Annotated in this window: 13 protein-coding genes and 1 pseudogene; 6 read left to right on the top strand and 8 right to left on the bottom strand. The window is 39.4% G+C overall.

The features are described from left to right. Positions 1 to 138 precede the first annotated feature (138 nt). The 3 genes and pseudogenes from ESV85_RS08935 to ESV85_RS22510 all read right to left on the bottom strand — a co-directional run bounded on the left by ESV85_RS08935 (position 139) and on the right by ESV85_RS22510 (position 1,089). A complete protein-coding gene (locus ESV85_RS08935; RefSeq protein ID WP_146916753.1) occupies positions 139 to 522 on the bottom strand; it encodes a VOC family protein in 384 nt (127 codons plus the stop codon). A 232-nt stretch (positions 523 to 754) separates the two neighbouring features. After that, positions 755 to 928: pseudogene (locus ESV85_RS22750) on the bottom strand (glycosyl hydrolase family 28 protein); the annotation flags it as partial. Continuing rightward, on the bottom strand, positions 910 to 1,089 hold the full coding sequence (locus ESV85_RS22510) for a hypothetical protein (protein WP_223275952.1): 180 nt from the start codon (positions 1,087 to 1,089) through the stop codon (positions 910 to 912). The pseudogene ESV85_RS22750 and the gene ESV85_RS22510, both read right to left, overlap by 19 nt. Positions 1,090 to 1,479: 390 nt before the next feature. On the opposite strand from ESV85_RS22510, the gene kduI reads away from it, so the two are divergent. The 6 genes from kduI (at position 1,480) to ESV85_RS08900 (ending at position 9,271) form a co-directional block, all read left to right on the top strand. Continuing rightward, positions 1,480 to 2,319 carry a 5-dehydro-4-deoxy-D-glucuronate isomerase gene (gene kduI, locus ESV85_RS08925; RefSeq protein WP_146916751.1) on the top strand — a complete coding sequence of 280 codons (840 nt, stop codon included), beginning with the start codon at positions 1,480 to 1,482 and terminating at the stop codon, positions 2,317 to 2,319. Positions 2,320 to 2,359: 40 nt separating this feature from the next. Then, entirely contained in the window at positions 2,360 to 3,148 is a 789-nt protein-coding gene (locus ESV85_RS08920; RefSeq protein ID WP_146916749.1) for a gluconate 5-dehydrogenase, read from the top strand. 47 nt (positions 3,149 to 3,195) lie between these two features. Next, positions 3,196 to 4,221 carry a LacI family DNA-binding transcriptional regulator gene (locus tag ESV85_RS08915; protein ID WP_146916747.1) on the top strand — a complete coding sequence of 342 codons (1,026 nt, stop codon included), beginning with the start codon at positions 3,196 to 3,198 and terminating at the stop codon, positions 4,219 to 4,221. A 25-nt stretch (positions 4,222 to 4,246) separates the two neighbouring features. Next, positions 4,247 to 5,650 carry a tagaturonate reductase gene (locus ESV85_RS08910; RefSeq protein ID WP_146916745.1) on the top strand — a complete coding sequence of 468 codons (1,404 nt, stop codon included), beginning with the start codon at positions 4,247 to 4,249 and terminating at the stop codon, positions 5,648 to 5,650. A 192-nt stretch (positions 5,651 to 5,842) separates the two neighbouring features. Continuing rightward, positions 5,843 to 7,201 carry an AGE family epimerase/isomerase gene (locus ESV85_RS08905; protein ID WP_146916743.1) on the top strand — a complete coding sequence of 453 codons (1,359 nt, stop codon included), beginning with the start codon at positions 5,843 to 5,845 and terminating at the stop codon, positions 7,199 to 7,201. 171 nt (positions 7,202 to 7,372) lie between these two features. Continuing rightward, positions 7,373 to 9,271, top strand: a complete 1,899-nt coding sequence (locus ESV85_RS08900) for a TIGR00341 family protein (RefSeq protein ID WP_146916741.1) — start codon at positions 7,373 to 7,375, stop codon at positions 9,269 to 9,271. A 5-nt stretch (positions 9,272 to 9,276) separates the two neighbouring features. Here ESV85_RS08900 and ESV85_RS08895 read toward each other — a convergent pair whose 3' ends face one another. The 5 genes from ESV85_RS08895 to ESV85_RS08875 form a co-directional block, all read right to left on the bottom strand. Further along, positions 9,277 to 10,023, bottom strand: coding sequence for a diphthine--ammonia ligase (locus tag ESV85_RS08895; protein ID WP_223275951.1), 747 nt, complete (start codon positions 10,021 to 10,023; stop codon positions 9,277 to 9,279). Positions 10,024 to 10,106: 83 nt separating this feature from the next. After that, positions 10,107 to 10,457 (bottom strand): hypothetical protein, encoded by a 351-nt coding sequence (locus tag ESV85_RS08890; RefSeq protein WP_146916739.1) that lies wholly within the window; start codon positions 10,455 to 10,457, stop codon positions 10,107 to 10,109. Between the two features lie 164 nt (positions 10,458 to 10,621). Next, the gene (locus ESV85_RS08885; RefSeq protein ID WP_146916737.1) at positions 10,622 to 12,154 is read right to left on the bottom strand and encodes a M20/M25/M40 family metallo-hydrolase; all 1,533 of its coding nucleotides are present in this window, start codon (positions 12,152 to 12,154) and stop codon (positions 10,622 to 10,624) included. Positions 12,155 to 12,293: 139 nt separating this feature from the next. Then, positions 12,294 to 12,743 carry a DUF4440 domain-containing protein gene (locus ESV85_RS08880; protein WP_146916735.1) on the bottom strand — a complete coding sequence of 150 codons (450 nt, stop codon included), beginning with the start codon at positions 12,741 to 12,743 and terminating at the stop codon, positions 12,294 to 12,296. A 105-nt stretch (positions 12,744 to 12,848) separates the two neighbouring features. Continuing rightward, positions 12,849 to 14,609 (bottom strand): hypothetical protein, encoded by a 1,761-nt coding sequence (locus ESV85_RS08875; protein WP_146916734.1) that lies wholly within the window; start codon positions 14,607 to 14,609, stop codon positions 12,849 to 12,851. Between the last annotated feature and the right edge of the window lie 110 nt (positions 14,610 to 14,719).

Below are 14,719 nucleotides of genomic sequence, written 5' to 3'. Positions count from 1 at the left end.
AAAAACAGGGTTCTAAAGCGAGATATCCTCTAAGATAAAATCAATGATCAACTTTTGCCTGATTTGCAAAAAAACTATTTAGCTAAACAGACTGAACAACTATTGAAATAACTTAGACACCTCTCCTTATTTACAAAATCAGATCATCGGTACAGCTCGCTTGCATAATTGCAAAGCCAGTCCCCATGGGTCTTTCACCATTACTAAATGAGAACCATCAGGCAAAATATCATCAGAAATCACTTTTGCTCCAGCTTCTACCAATCGATCTCTATCGGCATTTGGATCATCTGACACCAGCGCTAAGTGTACCGCCAGAGGATGTAAGGTCGCAAAATCCAATGTTTCTCCCTTTGGGTTTGAGTAAATCTCAATCATCACCGTCCCGCTATCATCTGCCAGAAAAGTCATGAACGGAGATTCTACCATTTTCTTAACAACTTTCAACCCGAGGTGCTCCTCGTACCACTTTGAAGCTGCCGGTGCATTGCTCACATTGAGCGCAAAATGTTCAAATTTCATATTTTATTGTTTTATAAATTCAATAAGTGGGAACAGAGTCATTTTCAAAATACTTTCTCTAAAAAGTCAAATATAATATTCACATAAGGTTCGAACCATAAATCATTACAATTCCTAGACACGGTGATTTGGATTGAATGGGAGAAAACACTTCTAGTTTTAATGTTCTGGAACCAACCTTTTTGTAAACCAAGCCAAGCATCATCCAAATTGAAATAATAATTTTTTTCATATCCTTACCAGATTTGAAACACATCGCATCATCGCCCACTTCAAAGGTATTATTGTAAATCAGAACATTTTTGCATGACTCCAGATCCAATCCATCGCCATTCTGTGAATACCAAGGATTGCGCACATTCAGATTCCGGATGATGACATCTTCGCTCATATGTGGATGGACATTCCTCCACCTTTTGCATTCACAGCTTCGATTGTAGCTTTGAAAGCCTCGGAGTTTTTGAAAATTCCGTCGCCAACTCCGCCATATTCTGTGATTTTTTTCTCAAAATCAGGAAAGCTTGTTTCCTTCACTTTTGGCATGTCAAATTCTATTCCCTCGTACATGCTTTCCAGTGTTTACTGAGCAAAAGATGGCAAAACAAAAGAAAATAATAGGAGCGAATAAATAGTTTTGAGTTGTATAGGTTTCATATTTTGGATGTTTGTCAATAAACAACAGCTTATTAAAAAGCCTAAATAAACATTTGCGCCAAAAACTCGGTAGACATTTGAAGAGCCTAAATACAAATAGTATGAGCAATCGATTGCATATTAAAAAGTTCATAAGAAATAAAAAAACATTCTCTTATAAAAATTGTAATTCAGATGAATTGTAAAACAATCTCGACATTAAGTCAAATTAAATCACAGTAAATCTACCATATTCAGGATTATAAGCTGAAGATATGTTTTGCAAAATAGCACTATATTGCGCAAACGATTACATGGATAATTATGAGTATAAAAATAGAAACGCGCTATTCGTCACACCCTGAAGACTTCAAAAGTTATGCGACGGAAGAAATCAGAGATAAATTTTTACTAAACGAGATTTTCGTCCCTAATCAGATCACTGGTACCTATACCATGGAAGATCGGTTGATCATCGGGGGAATTCATCCAGTCAACCAACCACTTAGGCTGGAAACTATTGATCAACTGAAAGCTGAGAACTTTCTGGACCGAAGAGAAATCGGAATAATCAATGTAGGAGCTTGTACCAAAATTGATGTGGAGGGAGAATCTATCACTTTGGGACATAAAGAAGCGCTTTATATCGGCAAAGGAGTTAAGGAAGTAATGTTTCATCCGTCAGCAGAAGGAGAAACTTATTTGTATTTCAACTCTGCACCAGCTCACACATCTTACCCTACTCGCAAGATCACTCAAGCAGATGCCGAAGTGGTCACTCTTGGATCTTTGGAGAATTCTAATCATAGAACTATTTATAAACTTTTGGTCAATTCGGTAGTAGACACCTGTCAACTTCAAATGGGAATGACCGAATTGAAACCTGGATCAGTCTGGAATACCATGCCTGCCCACACACATGATCGCAGAATGGAGGCATATTTCTATTTCGATCTTCAAGAAGGCAATGTCGTCTCTCATTTTATGGGACAACCAGATGAAACACGACATATTTTCCTAAAAAACCATCAGGCAGTCATCTCTCCTGCATGGTCCATTCACAGTGGGGCCGGTACTTCCAATTACACTTTTATCTGGGGAATGGCTGGTGAAAACATGGATTATGGAGACATGGACTCCGTCAAGCCTTCTGAATTGAGATAAAATGAATTCGACATGGATATAAAAAAGTAGATATCTGAACATGAAACCAAATTTTGAACTAGCTGGAAAAATAGCGCTGGTCACAGGCGCTACTCACGGACTGGGAATGGCAATGGCTAAAGCTCTTGCACATCAAGGAGCAACATTAGTGGTCAATGGTCATACTCCTGAGAAGATGACTGCCGCTCTTGAATCTTATGCCTCCGAAGGCATCACTGCTCATGGATATTTGTTTGACGTGAGTGACGCTAAAGCAGTCAATGAATTTATCAGTAAGATAGAAAAGGAAGTAGGCGACATCGACATTCTAGTGAACAATGCTGGGATGATCAAACGCGTTCCGGCACTGGAAATGGATCCTGAAGAATTTCGCCAGGTGGTAGATCTGGATTTGGTCTCCCCATTTATTGTGGCACAGCGGGTAGCCAAAACAATGGTAAAAAATCAGCAGGGTAAAATCATCAATATTTGCTCAATGATGAGCGAATTAGGTAGAAATACTGTCAGTGCTTACGCTGCAGCAAAGGGTGGACTAAAGATGCTGACGCGTAACCTGGCTACGGAATGGGCTAAATACAACATTCAAGTAAATGGAATTGGCCCTGGCTATTTTGCCACAGAACAGACAGCGCCAATCCGCGTGGATGGTCATCCTTTCAACGATTTTATCGTGAACAGAACACCTGCAGGAAGATGGGGAGATCCTGACGATCTAGGAGGCACAGTAGTTTTCCTGGCAAGCGAAGCGAGTAATTTTGTCAATGGCCAGATAATATATGTCGACGGAGGTATATTAGCCACTATTGGCAAGCCTGCGGGTGAGAAATGATAGCTAAATGCAAGACTAACCCAAAAACCCAATCTAACCTCTAGGCAATGAAAAAAAATAGAGCAACTATTCATGATATTGCTTTAAAGCTAAATATCACCGCATCAACTGTTTCGCGGGCATTAAATGATAATCCCAGGATTTCAGACGCCACCAAAAAAAAGGTTCTGAAAGTTGCCAAACAAATCAATTATCAGCCTAATCATATCGCTTCAGCTTTACGAAGTGGAAAAAGCAAACTCATTGGAGTGATTGTTCCGACTGCAAACAGGAACTTCTTCTCTTCTGTAATCAGGGGGATTGAAGAATTAGCGAACAGCCTCAACTACAAAGTCATAATTTCTCAATCCTATGACGATTTCGATAAGGAAGTACAGACCGTAGAAGCACTGCTCAATGCCCGCGTGGATGGCATCATTGCCTCTATAGCCAAAACCACGGAGAATGTGGATCACTTCCAAAAAATCATTGAAAAAGGGATACCATTAGTGCTTTTTGACCGAATCACTAATTTGCTAGAAGTAAGTCAGGTAGTTATTGACGACCACTACGGCGCATACCAGACGGTCGATCATTTGATCAAAAACGGATGCAAACGAATAGTACATTTCTCGAGCAATCCTCGGATCAACATCTACCATGAAAGAAAAAGAGGCTACGAAGATGCACTCAAGGACAATGGAATTGAAGTAGACCCGAAACTGATTACCTTCAGTAATCTTCAACTAGAGGATGGCAGAAGGATCATGCAGGAAATCATAGATAGCAAAATTGATTTTGATGGGGTTTTTTCTTCCTCAGACTATTCTATCATGGGAGCTTTGCAAGTGCTGAAAGAAAATGGCTACAAAGTACCCGAGCAGGTGAAAATCGCAGGGTTTGGAAATGAACCTTTCACTTCTTTCACCGAGCCTCCTATCACCACAGTAGATCAGAAAAGTATTCCCATGGGGAAAATAACAGCGGAGTCATTTTTCGAATTATTAAATGCCGGATCGTCTTCGCCAGTAGCCAAGAAAACAATTTTAAAACCAGAACTTATCATTCGGAAATCATCTATTAATAACTCTTAACCAGTATTCCCGAAACCTACTTACTATGAAAACTCTTTCAAAATATGACTTCAACATCCAGCCAAAGCCTGTTAAAATCCTTCAATTTGGAAACGGTAACTTCTTACGAGGATTTACCGATTGGATGGTAGAGAAAGCAAATGAAGCGGGGGTTTTTAACGGTGAAATTCACGTAGTGCAGGTTCATAGTAAGTCTGGAAATGACACAATGAAAGATCAGGACAACCTGTTTCACGTCATTGAGCAAGGCTTGAAAAATGGAGAATTGGTACAGGAATACCAACTGATCTCTTGCATCGATGGAATCACAAACGTTTTTGAAGACTATCAGAACTATCTCAAATTGGGCGAAAATCCAGATTTGAGATTTATAGTTTCCAATACTACAGAGGCAGGAATTGTGTTTAATCCAAACGATACTGATGCGGAAGCTATTTCTCAGACCTTCCCCGGCAAGCTGACCGCCTTACTTTACCATCGCTTTCAGGCTTTTAAAGGAGACGAATCAAAGGGTTTTGTTTTCCTTCCCTGTGAATTGATTGAGCACAATGGCGAGGCGCTCAAAAGCTGCATAAACAAGTATGCAACACTTTGGAAGTTGCCTATGGCTTTCTCCGAATGGATAGATTCATCATGCACATTCTGCAATACATTGGTTGATCGCATCGTCCCTGGTTTCCCAAAGGATAACATTGATAAGATCCAAGAAAAGCTGGGCTATGAGGACAAGCTGGCTGTAATGGTAGAGCCTTATCACTTTTGGGCGATAGAAGGTGGGGACTCTATCCGAAATGAGTTCGCTTTAGACATAGCCGGATTGAATGTGAAATACGTGGATGACCTGACGAGATTCCGCACCCAAAAAGTACGAATTCTAAATGGTGGCCATACCGCTATGGTTCCTTATGCTTATTTAAAAGGACTTCGCACGGTGAGAGAATCTGTTGAAAACCCTGAAACCGGTAGTTTCTTAAGAACAGCAATATTCGAAGAAATCATTCCTACACTGGATATGCAGGAAGACGAATTGAAAGCTTTCGCAAATGATGTGTTGGAGCGCTTCGCAAATCCATTCATTGTGCATGAACTGAAGTCGATAGCCCTGAACTGCATTTCCAAATTCAAAGTGCGTGTACTCCCATCTCTACTGGCTTATCATGAGAAAAAAGGAGTTTGGCCAGCCAACCTGATTACTGCTTTTGCTGCGCTTTTAGTATTCTACAAAGGTGAATTTAATGGAGAAAAAATACCTGTTAATGATGATCCTGCTGTTATGAAGCAGTTTCAAGAAGCTTGGAAATTGGCTTCTTCTCGAGAAACCGTCAATACCTTATTAAAAGAATCGTCATTCTGGGGTGAAGATCTGTCTCAACACAATGGACTGGAAGAAGCTGTCACAAATGCAGTAGATGAGCTGATCAGCGCTTAATTCACAGTCCTATATTTTGACAAATCAACCGAACTTTCAGTCCGAACAATCTTCAATTTTTCGAAGAAATAATTTAGACGGTATAGTAAAGGGCGTGTGACTTCCTGTGCTCTCACTTCTATGCCTAGATTATAGCCACAATTGTCTAAATTGTTTTTTTGAAGCCTACCTATCTGCCCGAAACACCAACCTATGAAATTTCCTCATCTGCTTTTCTTTGCATTGCTTTCAACAGCTATTTCATGCAATTCCACCACTGAAGAAAAACATGAAAGTCAAAAGGAAATTCTAGCCGATCAAATGGAAACCCATCTCAAGACTGAAGTGCTTGACAAATGGTATCCTATGTCTATGGACACGGTAGATGGCGGCTTCCTGAGCAATTTTTCTTTCGATTTCAAACCTGGAGAAAAGCAGGAGAAAATGATCGTGACTCAATCGCGTCAAGTTTGGACAAATTCAAAAGCTTCGCTCAAATATCCAGAAATCGATTATTACAAAACCGGAGCAAAACATGGCTATGAATTCCTGCGAGACAAAATGTGGGATTCTGAAAACGGTGGATTTTATTGGTTGGTAGACAAGCAAGGGAATCAGACAGGTGACCCTATGAAAACAGCCTACGGAAATGCTTTCGGGATTTTTGCACTTGCTGCATATTATGACGCCTCTGGAGATAAGTCAGTCTTGGAATTTGCCAAAAAGGCATTTTACTGGCTCGACGAGCATGCACATGATTCCATAAATGGAGGCTATTATCAGCACTTGGATCCTGAAGGCACTACTATTTCCCGTCCTACTTCTACTCCATCCACCTCCGACCTAGGCTATAAAGATCAAAACAGCTCCATCCACATTCTGGAAGCTTTTACAGAACTCTACCATGTTTGGCCTGACCCCTTGGTTAAGGATCGACTGGAAGAAATGCTACTTCTGATCCGTGATAAAATCGTGACTCCAAAGGGCAACTTGACACTATTTCTCTATCCAGATTGGAGCCCAGTGACTTTCGTAGATTCTACAGAAGAGGTTATTTTGGCACATCATAATCTCGATCACGTTTCTTTTGGGCATGATGTTGAGACTGGTTTTCTGATGATAGAAGCATCAGAAGTTTTAGGCTGGGAAAACGATACGACTACGCACCGAATCGCCAAAAAGATGATCGATCATGCGCTGGATAATGGCTGGGATGGAAGTGTGGGTGGATTTTATGATGAAGGCTATTATTTCCAAGATGGTTTTCGAATCACACATGACACCAAAAACTGGTGGGCACAAGCCGAGGGAATGAATGCATTGCTATTGATGGCAGAGCTTTACCCAAGCGATCCTCATGACTATTATGGGAAATTTGAAAAGCTTTGGAATTACACGGATACTTACTTAATCGATCATGAAAATGGAGACTGGTATTCTGGCGGGTTGGATAAACAACCAAATTTAAAGACTGTTGGCAAAGGCAATATCTGGAAAGGAATCTATCATCATTATAGATCTTTGGATCACTGCGTAGTTCGATTGAGGGAAATGAGTGAGCAATCTGAGTAGTCTGTAAGGATTCAAAAGAGAAATAATAAGTCAACTCTGTGTCTGTTCGAGCGAAGTCGAGATCAAGTTTAATTACACAGGACTTCGACTTCGCTCAGTCCGACAGCTCTAAAGTCCTACCAAGTCATATTGACTATATAATGTCAACCTTTGCTGTATTAAAAGCCCAAAATGAAGAAAATCACTTTTGTATATGATCCGGAAACGGAACAGGAAAAGCTAGACGAACTGTTGGGAAGACTTGACCCAAAGCCCGAAAACCACCTTTCTTTAGCTGAACTCAATTTAAGTGAGTATTCTTCAGATGATTGGCTAGCCTGCTCGCTCTCAGATTCTCAGCTTAAAGAACTTTTTGAAAAGCTTAAAAACAGCGATATCAACATCGGACTCCTTCCTCACCCAGAAATGGAGCAAGGAAAAAAAGGCTTTGGCATCAACACAAATTTTGAGAAAGCTTGGGAGGAAATACAGCAAGCAGAGAAAACTCCGGAAATCGATCTAATGCAGGTGAATGAGCAAGTAACCTTCAATTCCTTGGTCGTCGGCACCTCGCTAAGTATCCTTTATTCAAATTCTGCCAGCAACTTCTTCGAGGGTGTTAAGATTAGATTCACACAACTTCTGAAGCTTTTCCGAAGGGTAAAACTCAAGCCTTACACCATCAAATACAAAAATAGCAGCGATGAAGAACAAACCATCGAAACTGCAGCGATGGGCATTCTGGCTGTTGCACACTGCGAAAGTAACCTGATTTTTCGAAGGGTAATCCAGGAATCCGGGCTAGATGATGGCCGAATTCACTTATTGATTTTAGCACCCAAAAGTTTGTTTGCACTGATTCAATTTGGACTTCAGAATTTATTTTTCCCTATAAAAGGAGGTACACTACCACGTTTTGTTGGTTATATCTCTACTAGCGAAGCTGTGATATCTTCTTCTGAAACCATACAGTTTGCACTAGATGGAAAAGAAGGTGAAGAACAAGAGCTAACCATTAATCTAGTCGAGGAGAAGATCAAGCTGCTTCCTGGCGCATCAATAATCGAAGTAGAAGAAAAAGATGGGCCAGCAGAAATCAACGCCAGATCACTTCCCACTGGAAGATTAAAGGAGGAACTGCTTCACTCCTACCTGCCTTGGGTACGTCACGCCACTTCAGATGAATTTAAGGACTTATTTTCTCTCTTGAGAAAAAACGCACAGACCAGTTCGACCTATTTGGTTTTGATGGCCTTGTCCACCATGATTGCTACTTTTGGTCTATTTGGGGATTCGGCTCCTGTGGTAATTGGTGCGATGATTTTAGCTCCCTTGATGGGACCAATTATTTCCTTGGCCATGGGCGCCCTTCGTCAGGATAGCTTATTGATCAAAAACAGTTTGATCACCATATTTTGGGGGATTATTATCGGTTTATTCTTCTCAATTCTGATTTCTTTGATCACTCCATTGAAAGTTTTGAATGATCAAATAATAGCTAGAATACGTCCAAACTTGCTAGACCTAGGAATAGCTGTGGCATCGGGAATCGCAGGCGCCTATGCATACTCCAAGGAAGAAATCAACAAAACTCTGGCAGGAGTGGCTATTTCTGTAGCCTTGGTACCGCCATTAGCAGTAGCCGGCATTGGAATTGGCTGGATGGATTGGGGTGTTTTTGGGGGCGCGATGCTCCTGCTAGGAACCAACTTGGCAGGTATAGTAATGGCTGCTTCATTGACATTTCTACTCCTTGGATTTTCGCCATTTCGCCTTGCCAAAAGAGGCTTGCTAATCAGTCTTGGAATTCTGATCGTTATCGCCTTGCCACTTGGGTTGAGCTTTAACAAAATGGTAGAAGAGAACATCATCATCCAAGATCTTAGCGGACAGGAAATCCCTCATGGTTTGCTTCGGGAAGTCAAAGTGATTCAAATGCAGCCGCTGAAACTTTCAGTCACCATTCTCTCTGAGGAGGCACTGACAGAGCAAGATTTCAAAGAAATCAGAGCGGAGATCGAAGAGAAAATCGGAAGAGATATCGCACTGGAACTGACTCTAGGCGTGAGGCTAGGCGATATTGAAAAATAGCTTTTCTAGGCAGGAATCAGATCACAAAACCAAAATCCATAGGTAGCTGGATCTTCTTTTTCCTTAGAAAAACACTGATCGCTGTCATCTTCAGTTTTTGGGGCTTCATACTTTCTTAGGACAATTTCTCCTTTTTCAAATTCTATGGGTTTGCTGAAAATCGGGCCATCATACACGAACGTATGAAACTCACCATTTTCTCCACAAGGGTCGACATTGGCAGGAAGATCTTTTAAAAAATCCGCATCAATCACTCGCCCTACAAAGCTTTTATCTAGATATTTCTCATTCACGCAAGTGGTGATCGTCTTGAAACCCAAATCCAAAAACTCATGGATAAGTTTATCGGTGGATTGTTTCCAAAGCGGAAAAACAGCTTTCAGATCTAATTCAGTTAATTTATTCTCACGATACTGTCGTAGATCTTCCAAGAAAATATCACCAAAGATCGAGGCAGTAATCCCTTCCTTCTTCAAGTTGGAAAGTGTATCCCGCATGGTATTTTCATAGACTTCCATCGATGGCATATCAGGAACCTCCATTTTCACCACCGGAATGCCTATACTTCTTGCCTGCAAATCAAGCAAGTCAGACCTCACTCCATGCATAGAAATCCGCTGGTATTTCTGACTGATGCTCGTAAGCAAACAGGCAATTTCAAATTCCTGAGATTGCTGTAATTTATGTAAAGTAAGTGCAGAATCTTTGCCTCCACTCCAATTCATCACTGCTTTATGTGCTGGTGTAATCAAAACAACTATTAATTAATGGTCAAAAAAATGCCCTATTCCGGCAATTAGCTTGCTAAAATAGGGCATTTAAAATTTACGAGTTACTATTCTTTAACACGAGTAAGCTTCATCTCCCCTCTCTCCGACTTAACAACTATTTCATCCTCTGAGATTTGCTCTCCATTATGTGTGAAAGTCCTGTCCTGAAAAGCAAAGTCATAGCTGAATTTCTCACCTTCAACCTTACCGTTTTTCAACGCAATCTCACCCATTTGGCTTCCGATTGTTCCAGTGACAACTCCCTTGTCAACTTTATAATTAAATATTAACTCCATCTCACCCTGAGGCCCTGCTAGCGTAGCAGCCCATTTCCCAGTAATATCACTTTGAGCATAAGCAGTCATTCCTGCCATCAAAAGCACAAAGCAAAGCATTGCTATTTTCTTGAAATTCATATGTTGTTAGATTAATGGTTATTGATAACAAATTTGAATCTAACTTAACTAGATCCCGAGGCGAATACAAGCTCAAAAACACTAACAACGAGCTATTTATAAAAATAAAAACCGGATACAAATCGCTTTGTATCCGGTTTAAATTGGTTGATTGTTGGTTATACTTATTGCTTTTTCGGCAACTCTTTTCGAGGAAGCATCTCGTCTCTTTGTGCTGTATTGTATACAAAAGAAGCGATGACTACCGCCATTTGCTTCAAGTCATCAAGCTCCAATCTCTCGAATGTATCCATATTCGTATGATGCGTACGTGTACGGTATTCGATTGGATCCTGGATAAACTGGAAACCTGGGATGCTTAAGGCATCAAAACTCTGATGATCTGTTCCACCAGTATTACTGATAGTGATGGTGCGATCATTTACGATATCATCCAAAGGCATAAACCACTCGTTGAAAATCGGCTCAACGGCTGCATTTCCCTGAAGATAGATTCCACGAACTTTGCCAGTACCATTATCAATATTGTAATAAGCTGAGATCTTTTCGTGCTCAGGTTTCAATTCCATTGTTGCACGATCACCAAAATGGTTTAGCACATACCCTCTAGAACCGTGAAGACCTTGCTCCTCTCCACCCCAAAGAGCGATTCGTACTGTTCTCTTTGGCTGAAGGCCTGTAGCCTTCAAAATCCTTACAGCTTCCATCATCACAATACAGCCAGCAGCATTATCTGTCGCGCCGTTTGCTCCATGCCAAGAATCCAAGTGACCACCTAGCATTACAATTTCTGATTTCAACATAGGATCAGAACCAGGAATCTCTGCAATCACATTGTAACCTTGCAAATCATCATTTCTATAGCGGGTTTTAACCTCAGCTTCCAATTCCACTTCAACTCCATTTTCACTTAATCTAGCCATCAGGTTCACATTTTCCGGTGCAGTTTCCAATTCTGGAATCCCAACTGGAGTACCCTTGACATAGTCTCTAGGGCTACTTGTGAAAAGTGTACCGTGACGACCATTCACACCTTTTACTATCAAAGCAGGACCTTCTGCAATAATAAATTCGTTAATTTTTTGAGACAAAGCTCTTGCCGCTCTTAATTCAGCCATTCTATCAGGAGTGATACCACTAGAGCCACGTGGAGCTGGGTGCTCCATACCGTGCAATTGCTCAGCTGTATATCGCTCAGCATCCGCTTCAAAAGTAGGTTCTTGGGTGCCGGATGGTTTTATTGCGACGATAGCACCTTTCAATTTGCCTTTGTACTTAGCAAAATCTTCTTCAGTTTTGATATCAACGAAAACAACCTTACCACTAACCTCTCCTTTTGTGCTTTCTGTCCAAGCTTTTGGGATCGCAATGAAAGGCATGTAATATGGCTTGGTCATCGCGATGTAGCTTTTTTCCATTTCCCAGCCACGACCAAATTCACCCCAAGCTTCGGTTTTAGAATTCGCCAAACCCCAATCTGAAAGTTGCTTCACCGCATATTTTGTAGCACGCTCATAGCCTTCCGAATTACTCAACCTCGGTCCAGCTTTGTCCACCAATTGAAATGCGATCTCTTCGACCTTAGAGTTCTCTAAACCTTCTTTTTTGATTTTCTCAATTGCCTCAAGCTCTACTTCCTGGGCAAAAGTCATCCCGGCTAAAAGCAGCGCCGGCAGGATTAATAATTTTCTCTTCATAAATATTAGGGTTAGGTATTGGTGCTATTTCAATGAATTTTTGTCTAAAAATAAATTTCAGGATGAAATTAAACCAAAAATCAGGATCATAATGGCTATTCATGTAAAAATCAGTCACTCCTAGTGACAAAGGCAACAATCAGTTTCCCGCAGGAAGCATATTTCGAATAGCAGAAATTTTCCATTGCTCTTTCTCAGAAACTACCGCAAACGTACTCCACATTTTACGAACAGTCCCATCTTCATTCTTTATCTCGTAGCGAGCATCCACAAGCGCAACCGTAGGATTCAAAAATCGGATTGACTCTACTTTCAATGTTCGGTCACCAGGATTTGAGGTGGAACTCTCCATCATTCCTTGTACCGCCTGAGCGATACCTTTCCTCCAAACTCCAGAAGAAACCAACTGATCAATATCCTTCGTCAAAATCTTTTTCAACAATACCGTGTCTTTTGTATCCCGTGAAGTAGAATATGAGCTGATCAGATTTATGATATCCTGAGAAGCATTTTTTGTTTCCGAAGTGTTTTGGCAAAAAGCTAAGGAGGTGATTAGAAGGAAGAAGAAAAAGATGGGGAGAGTTTTCATTTGGGTAATAAGAATTTTGACTATAGTAAAGGTATTTAAAACCAAATTTGCATTCAAGAAAGACTCTTATTTTTACATCACTTTAATATAGAGCATATTACATAACTACATACCACTTAATACCAAGTCTGACTTAGGTCGTTTATTAGTTATTAGAGCCAATTCATCTTTATAGGACATTACCGGATCGTATAATTTATGATAGGCCCTCCCTACTGCCCCAGAAAATAAAATTAAATCTGGTAAAGAGCTACCATCTCTAAGAATATGCCATCTTGAAATACCTGGATATGGATCTATATAATATATCTGGCATATTTCCAGCTGCCTAGCTTTCTTAGCACAAAGCTCACAGGGACTCGCTGTTGTAAATAATATTCCATTTTTCAATGACACTCCCCCATTTTTAGAGATTTGAAGCATTGCATTTTCTTCAGCATGTAAGGATCTAGTATGGACTTGATTATCCTTACCTTTAACGGTATTGTAGAAATCTTTGAAACAAAAACTACAATTCTGACCACCTAAAGCAGAAACATCAACATCCTTATAGTAGGAAACCAATTCTTGATTAAATCCATACTTATCTTCTTTTTCAAATGGACTAAATGATTCAGGATCTTTTTTATTAACCAAATTTGTTGTACTTCGAAGTAAACATGGTGTTGAATTTGTCGGAACATCATTCCAACCTATAGATTTTATAGAAAAATGAACATCCGTAATTGCAGCACCAACCTGCCTTGATATGCACCCAGAATTTGCTTTTGCAACATAAGCAATCTGCATACATCTTTCTTGGGCAGATGGAGTTATCAGACCAGGATGAAGAATCAAACTAGTGTATTTTATTATTTGACCTACGAGATAATAATCCGACCTATCTATTAATTCATTAACAGGTAATTCTGCTTCCCTTTCTTCAAATGGAGGGTTATAATTAAAATAGATGTCACTCTTTTGGATACAATTTCTTACATCTTGTACATAAAAATTACCTTTACTTACTTCTTCACCTTCATACTCATCCTTTTCAAAAACCATCAACCTATCTACAAAATTAATATCATCCTGATACTTGTTTAATAGAAATTCTCTTCGATGCTCGGAATTTATTGAAATCATATAAAATGCAGAATACCTTTCCTTAAAAAACATTATTTCAATTGAGTTCCTTAATGAATCTATTGTAATATGTGTTTCATCATGAGAGATCTTATAGCCTTTAATAATTCTGTTAATAGTTTCAGCAATGGTAAATATTGAAATTTCATCTTCATCTTTATGATTAAAACAATCTCCGGATTTTCTTAGATTATTAGCAAGGTTATGAAAAAATTTAATCCTATTTAATAAATTATATCCATTAAGTATTTCATCAAATCGATTGGAAAAATCATTAAATTCTTTTGAGAAGAAAATTTCCGAAAGTTGTTTTAATTCATCTTTATCTTTTAGAGTTTCATTAATAGATGAAATTTCTTTAATCCTTGTAATCAACTCAGTACACCCCTTAATAAGATCAAATATTTCTTCTACACATACTACTGGAAATTTCAATTCAAGTAATGATACATTCATGTTTGAAGAATCACTCCTAAGGAGATGCAATAGAATTACGTTTTTATATTTTATAACCGTATATTTTTTCCAATTTTCCTTGGCATAAGTATAGGAGATATTATAACGTCTAGTTTTATTAATTAATGGCTCTAATTTCAAAGGTTGTATATTCTGAATAGTTGAGAAATCACTTGATAAAAATTCAGCGACTTTAGTTACTCCTGCTCCAGTTCTTCCTGTTAGTCCAATTATTGAAAATTTTGATCTAAGCTTATAGATTTTCTCTACTTTTGATTTTTTCATATAAAAAAGGGTTCATTGAATTAATTTAACTGTCAATATAGGTGAAAATTAATAAAAATGAGGTACTACCACGAATTTAATGGAAGTCCGGTAATGAAAATCTACCTCTT

This window comes from Algoriphagus aquimarinus, assembly GCF_007997215.1.
In the GTDB taxonomy this organism is placed as follows: domain Bacteria; phylum Bacteroidota; class Bacteroidia; order Cytophagales; family Cyclobacteriaceae; genus Algoriphagus; species Algoriphagus aquimarinus_A.
This window is presented reverse-complemented; position numbering and strand designations above follow the sequence as displayed.

Excerpts from the sequence above, each read along its gene's own strand:
- ESV85_RS08905 (WP_146916743.1), top strand. The coding sequence starts at position 5,843 with ATGAAATTTCCTCATCTGCTTTTCTTTGCATTGCTTTCAACAGCTATT.
- ESV85_RS08880 (WP_146916735.1), bottom strand. The coding sequence starts at position 12,743 with ATGAAAACTCTCCCCATCTTTTTCTTCTTCCTTCTAATCACCTCCTTA.
- ESV85_RS08885 (WP_146916737.1), bottom strand. The coding sequence starts at position 12,154 with ATGAAGAGAAAATTATTAATCCTGCCGGCGCTGCTTTTAGCCGGGATG.
- ESV85_RS08900 (WP_146916741.1), top strand. The coding sequence starts at position 7,373 with ATGAAGAAAATCACTTTTGTATATGATCCGGAAACGGAACAGGAAAAG.
- kduI (WP_146916751.1), top strand. The coding sequence starts at position 1,480 with ATGAGTATAAAAATAGAAACGCGCTATTCGTCACACCCTGAAGACTTC.
- ESV85_RS08890 (WP_146916739.1), bottom strand. The coding sequence starts at position 10,457 with ATGAATTTCAAGAAAATAGCAATGCTTTGCTTTGTGCTTTTGATGGCA.
- ESV85_RS08910 (WP_146916745.1), top strand. The coding sequence starts at position 4,247 with ATGAAAACTCTTTCAAAATATGACTTCAACATCCAGCCAAAGCCTGTT.
- ESV85_RS22510 (WP_223275952.1), bottom strand. The coding sequence starts at position 1,089 with ATGTACGAGGGAATAGAATTTGACATGCCAAAAGTGAAGGAAACAAGC.
- ESV85_RS08875 (WP_146916734.1), bottom strand. The coding sequence starts at position 14,609 with ATGAAAAAATCAAAAGTAGAGAAAATCTATAAGCTTAGATCAAAATTT.
- ESV85_RS08915 (WP_146916747.1), top strand. The coding sequence starts at position 3,196 with ATGAAAAAAAATAGAGCAACTATTCATGATATTGCTTTAAAGCTAAAT.
- ESV85_RS08920 (WP_146916749.1), top strand. The coding sequence starts at position 2,360 with ATGAAACCAAATTTTGAACTAGCTGGAAAAATAGCGCTGGTCACAGGC.
- ESV85_RS08935 (WP_146916753.1), bottom strand. The coding sequence starts at position 522 with ATGAAATTTGAACATTTTGCGCTCAATGTGAGCAATGCACCGGCAGCT.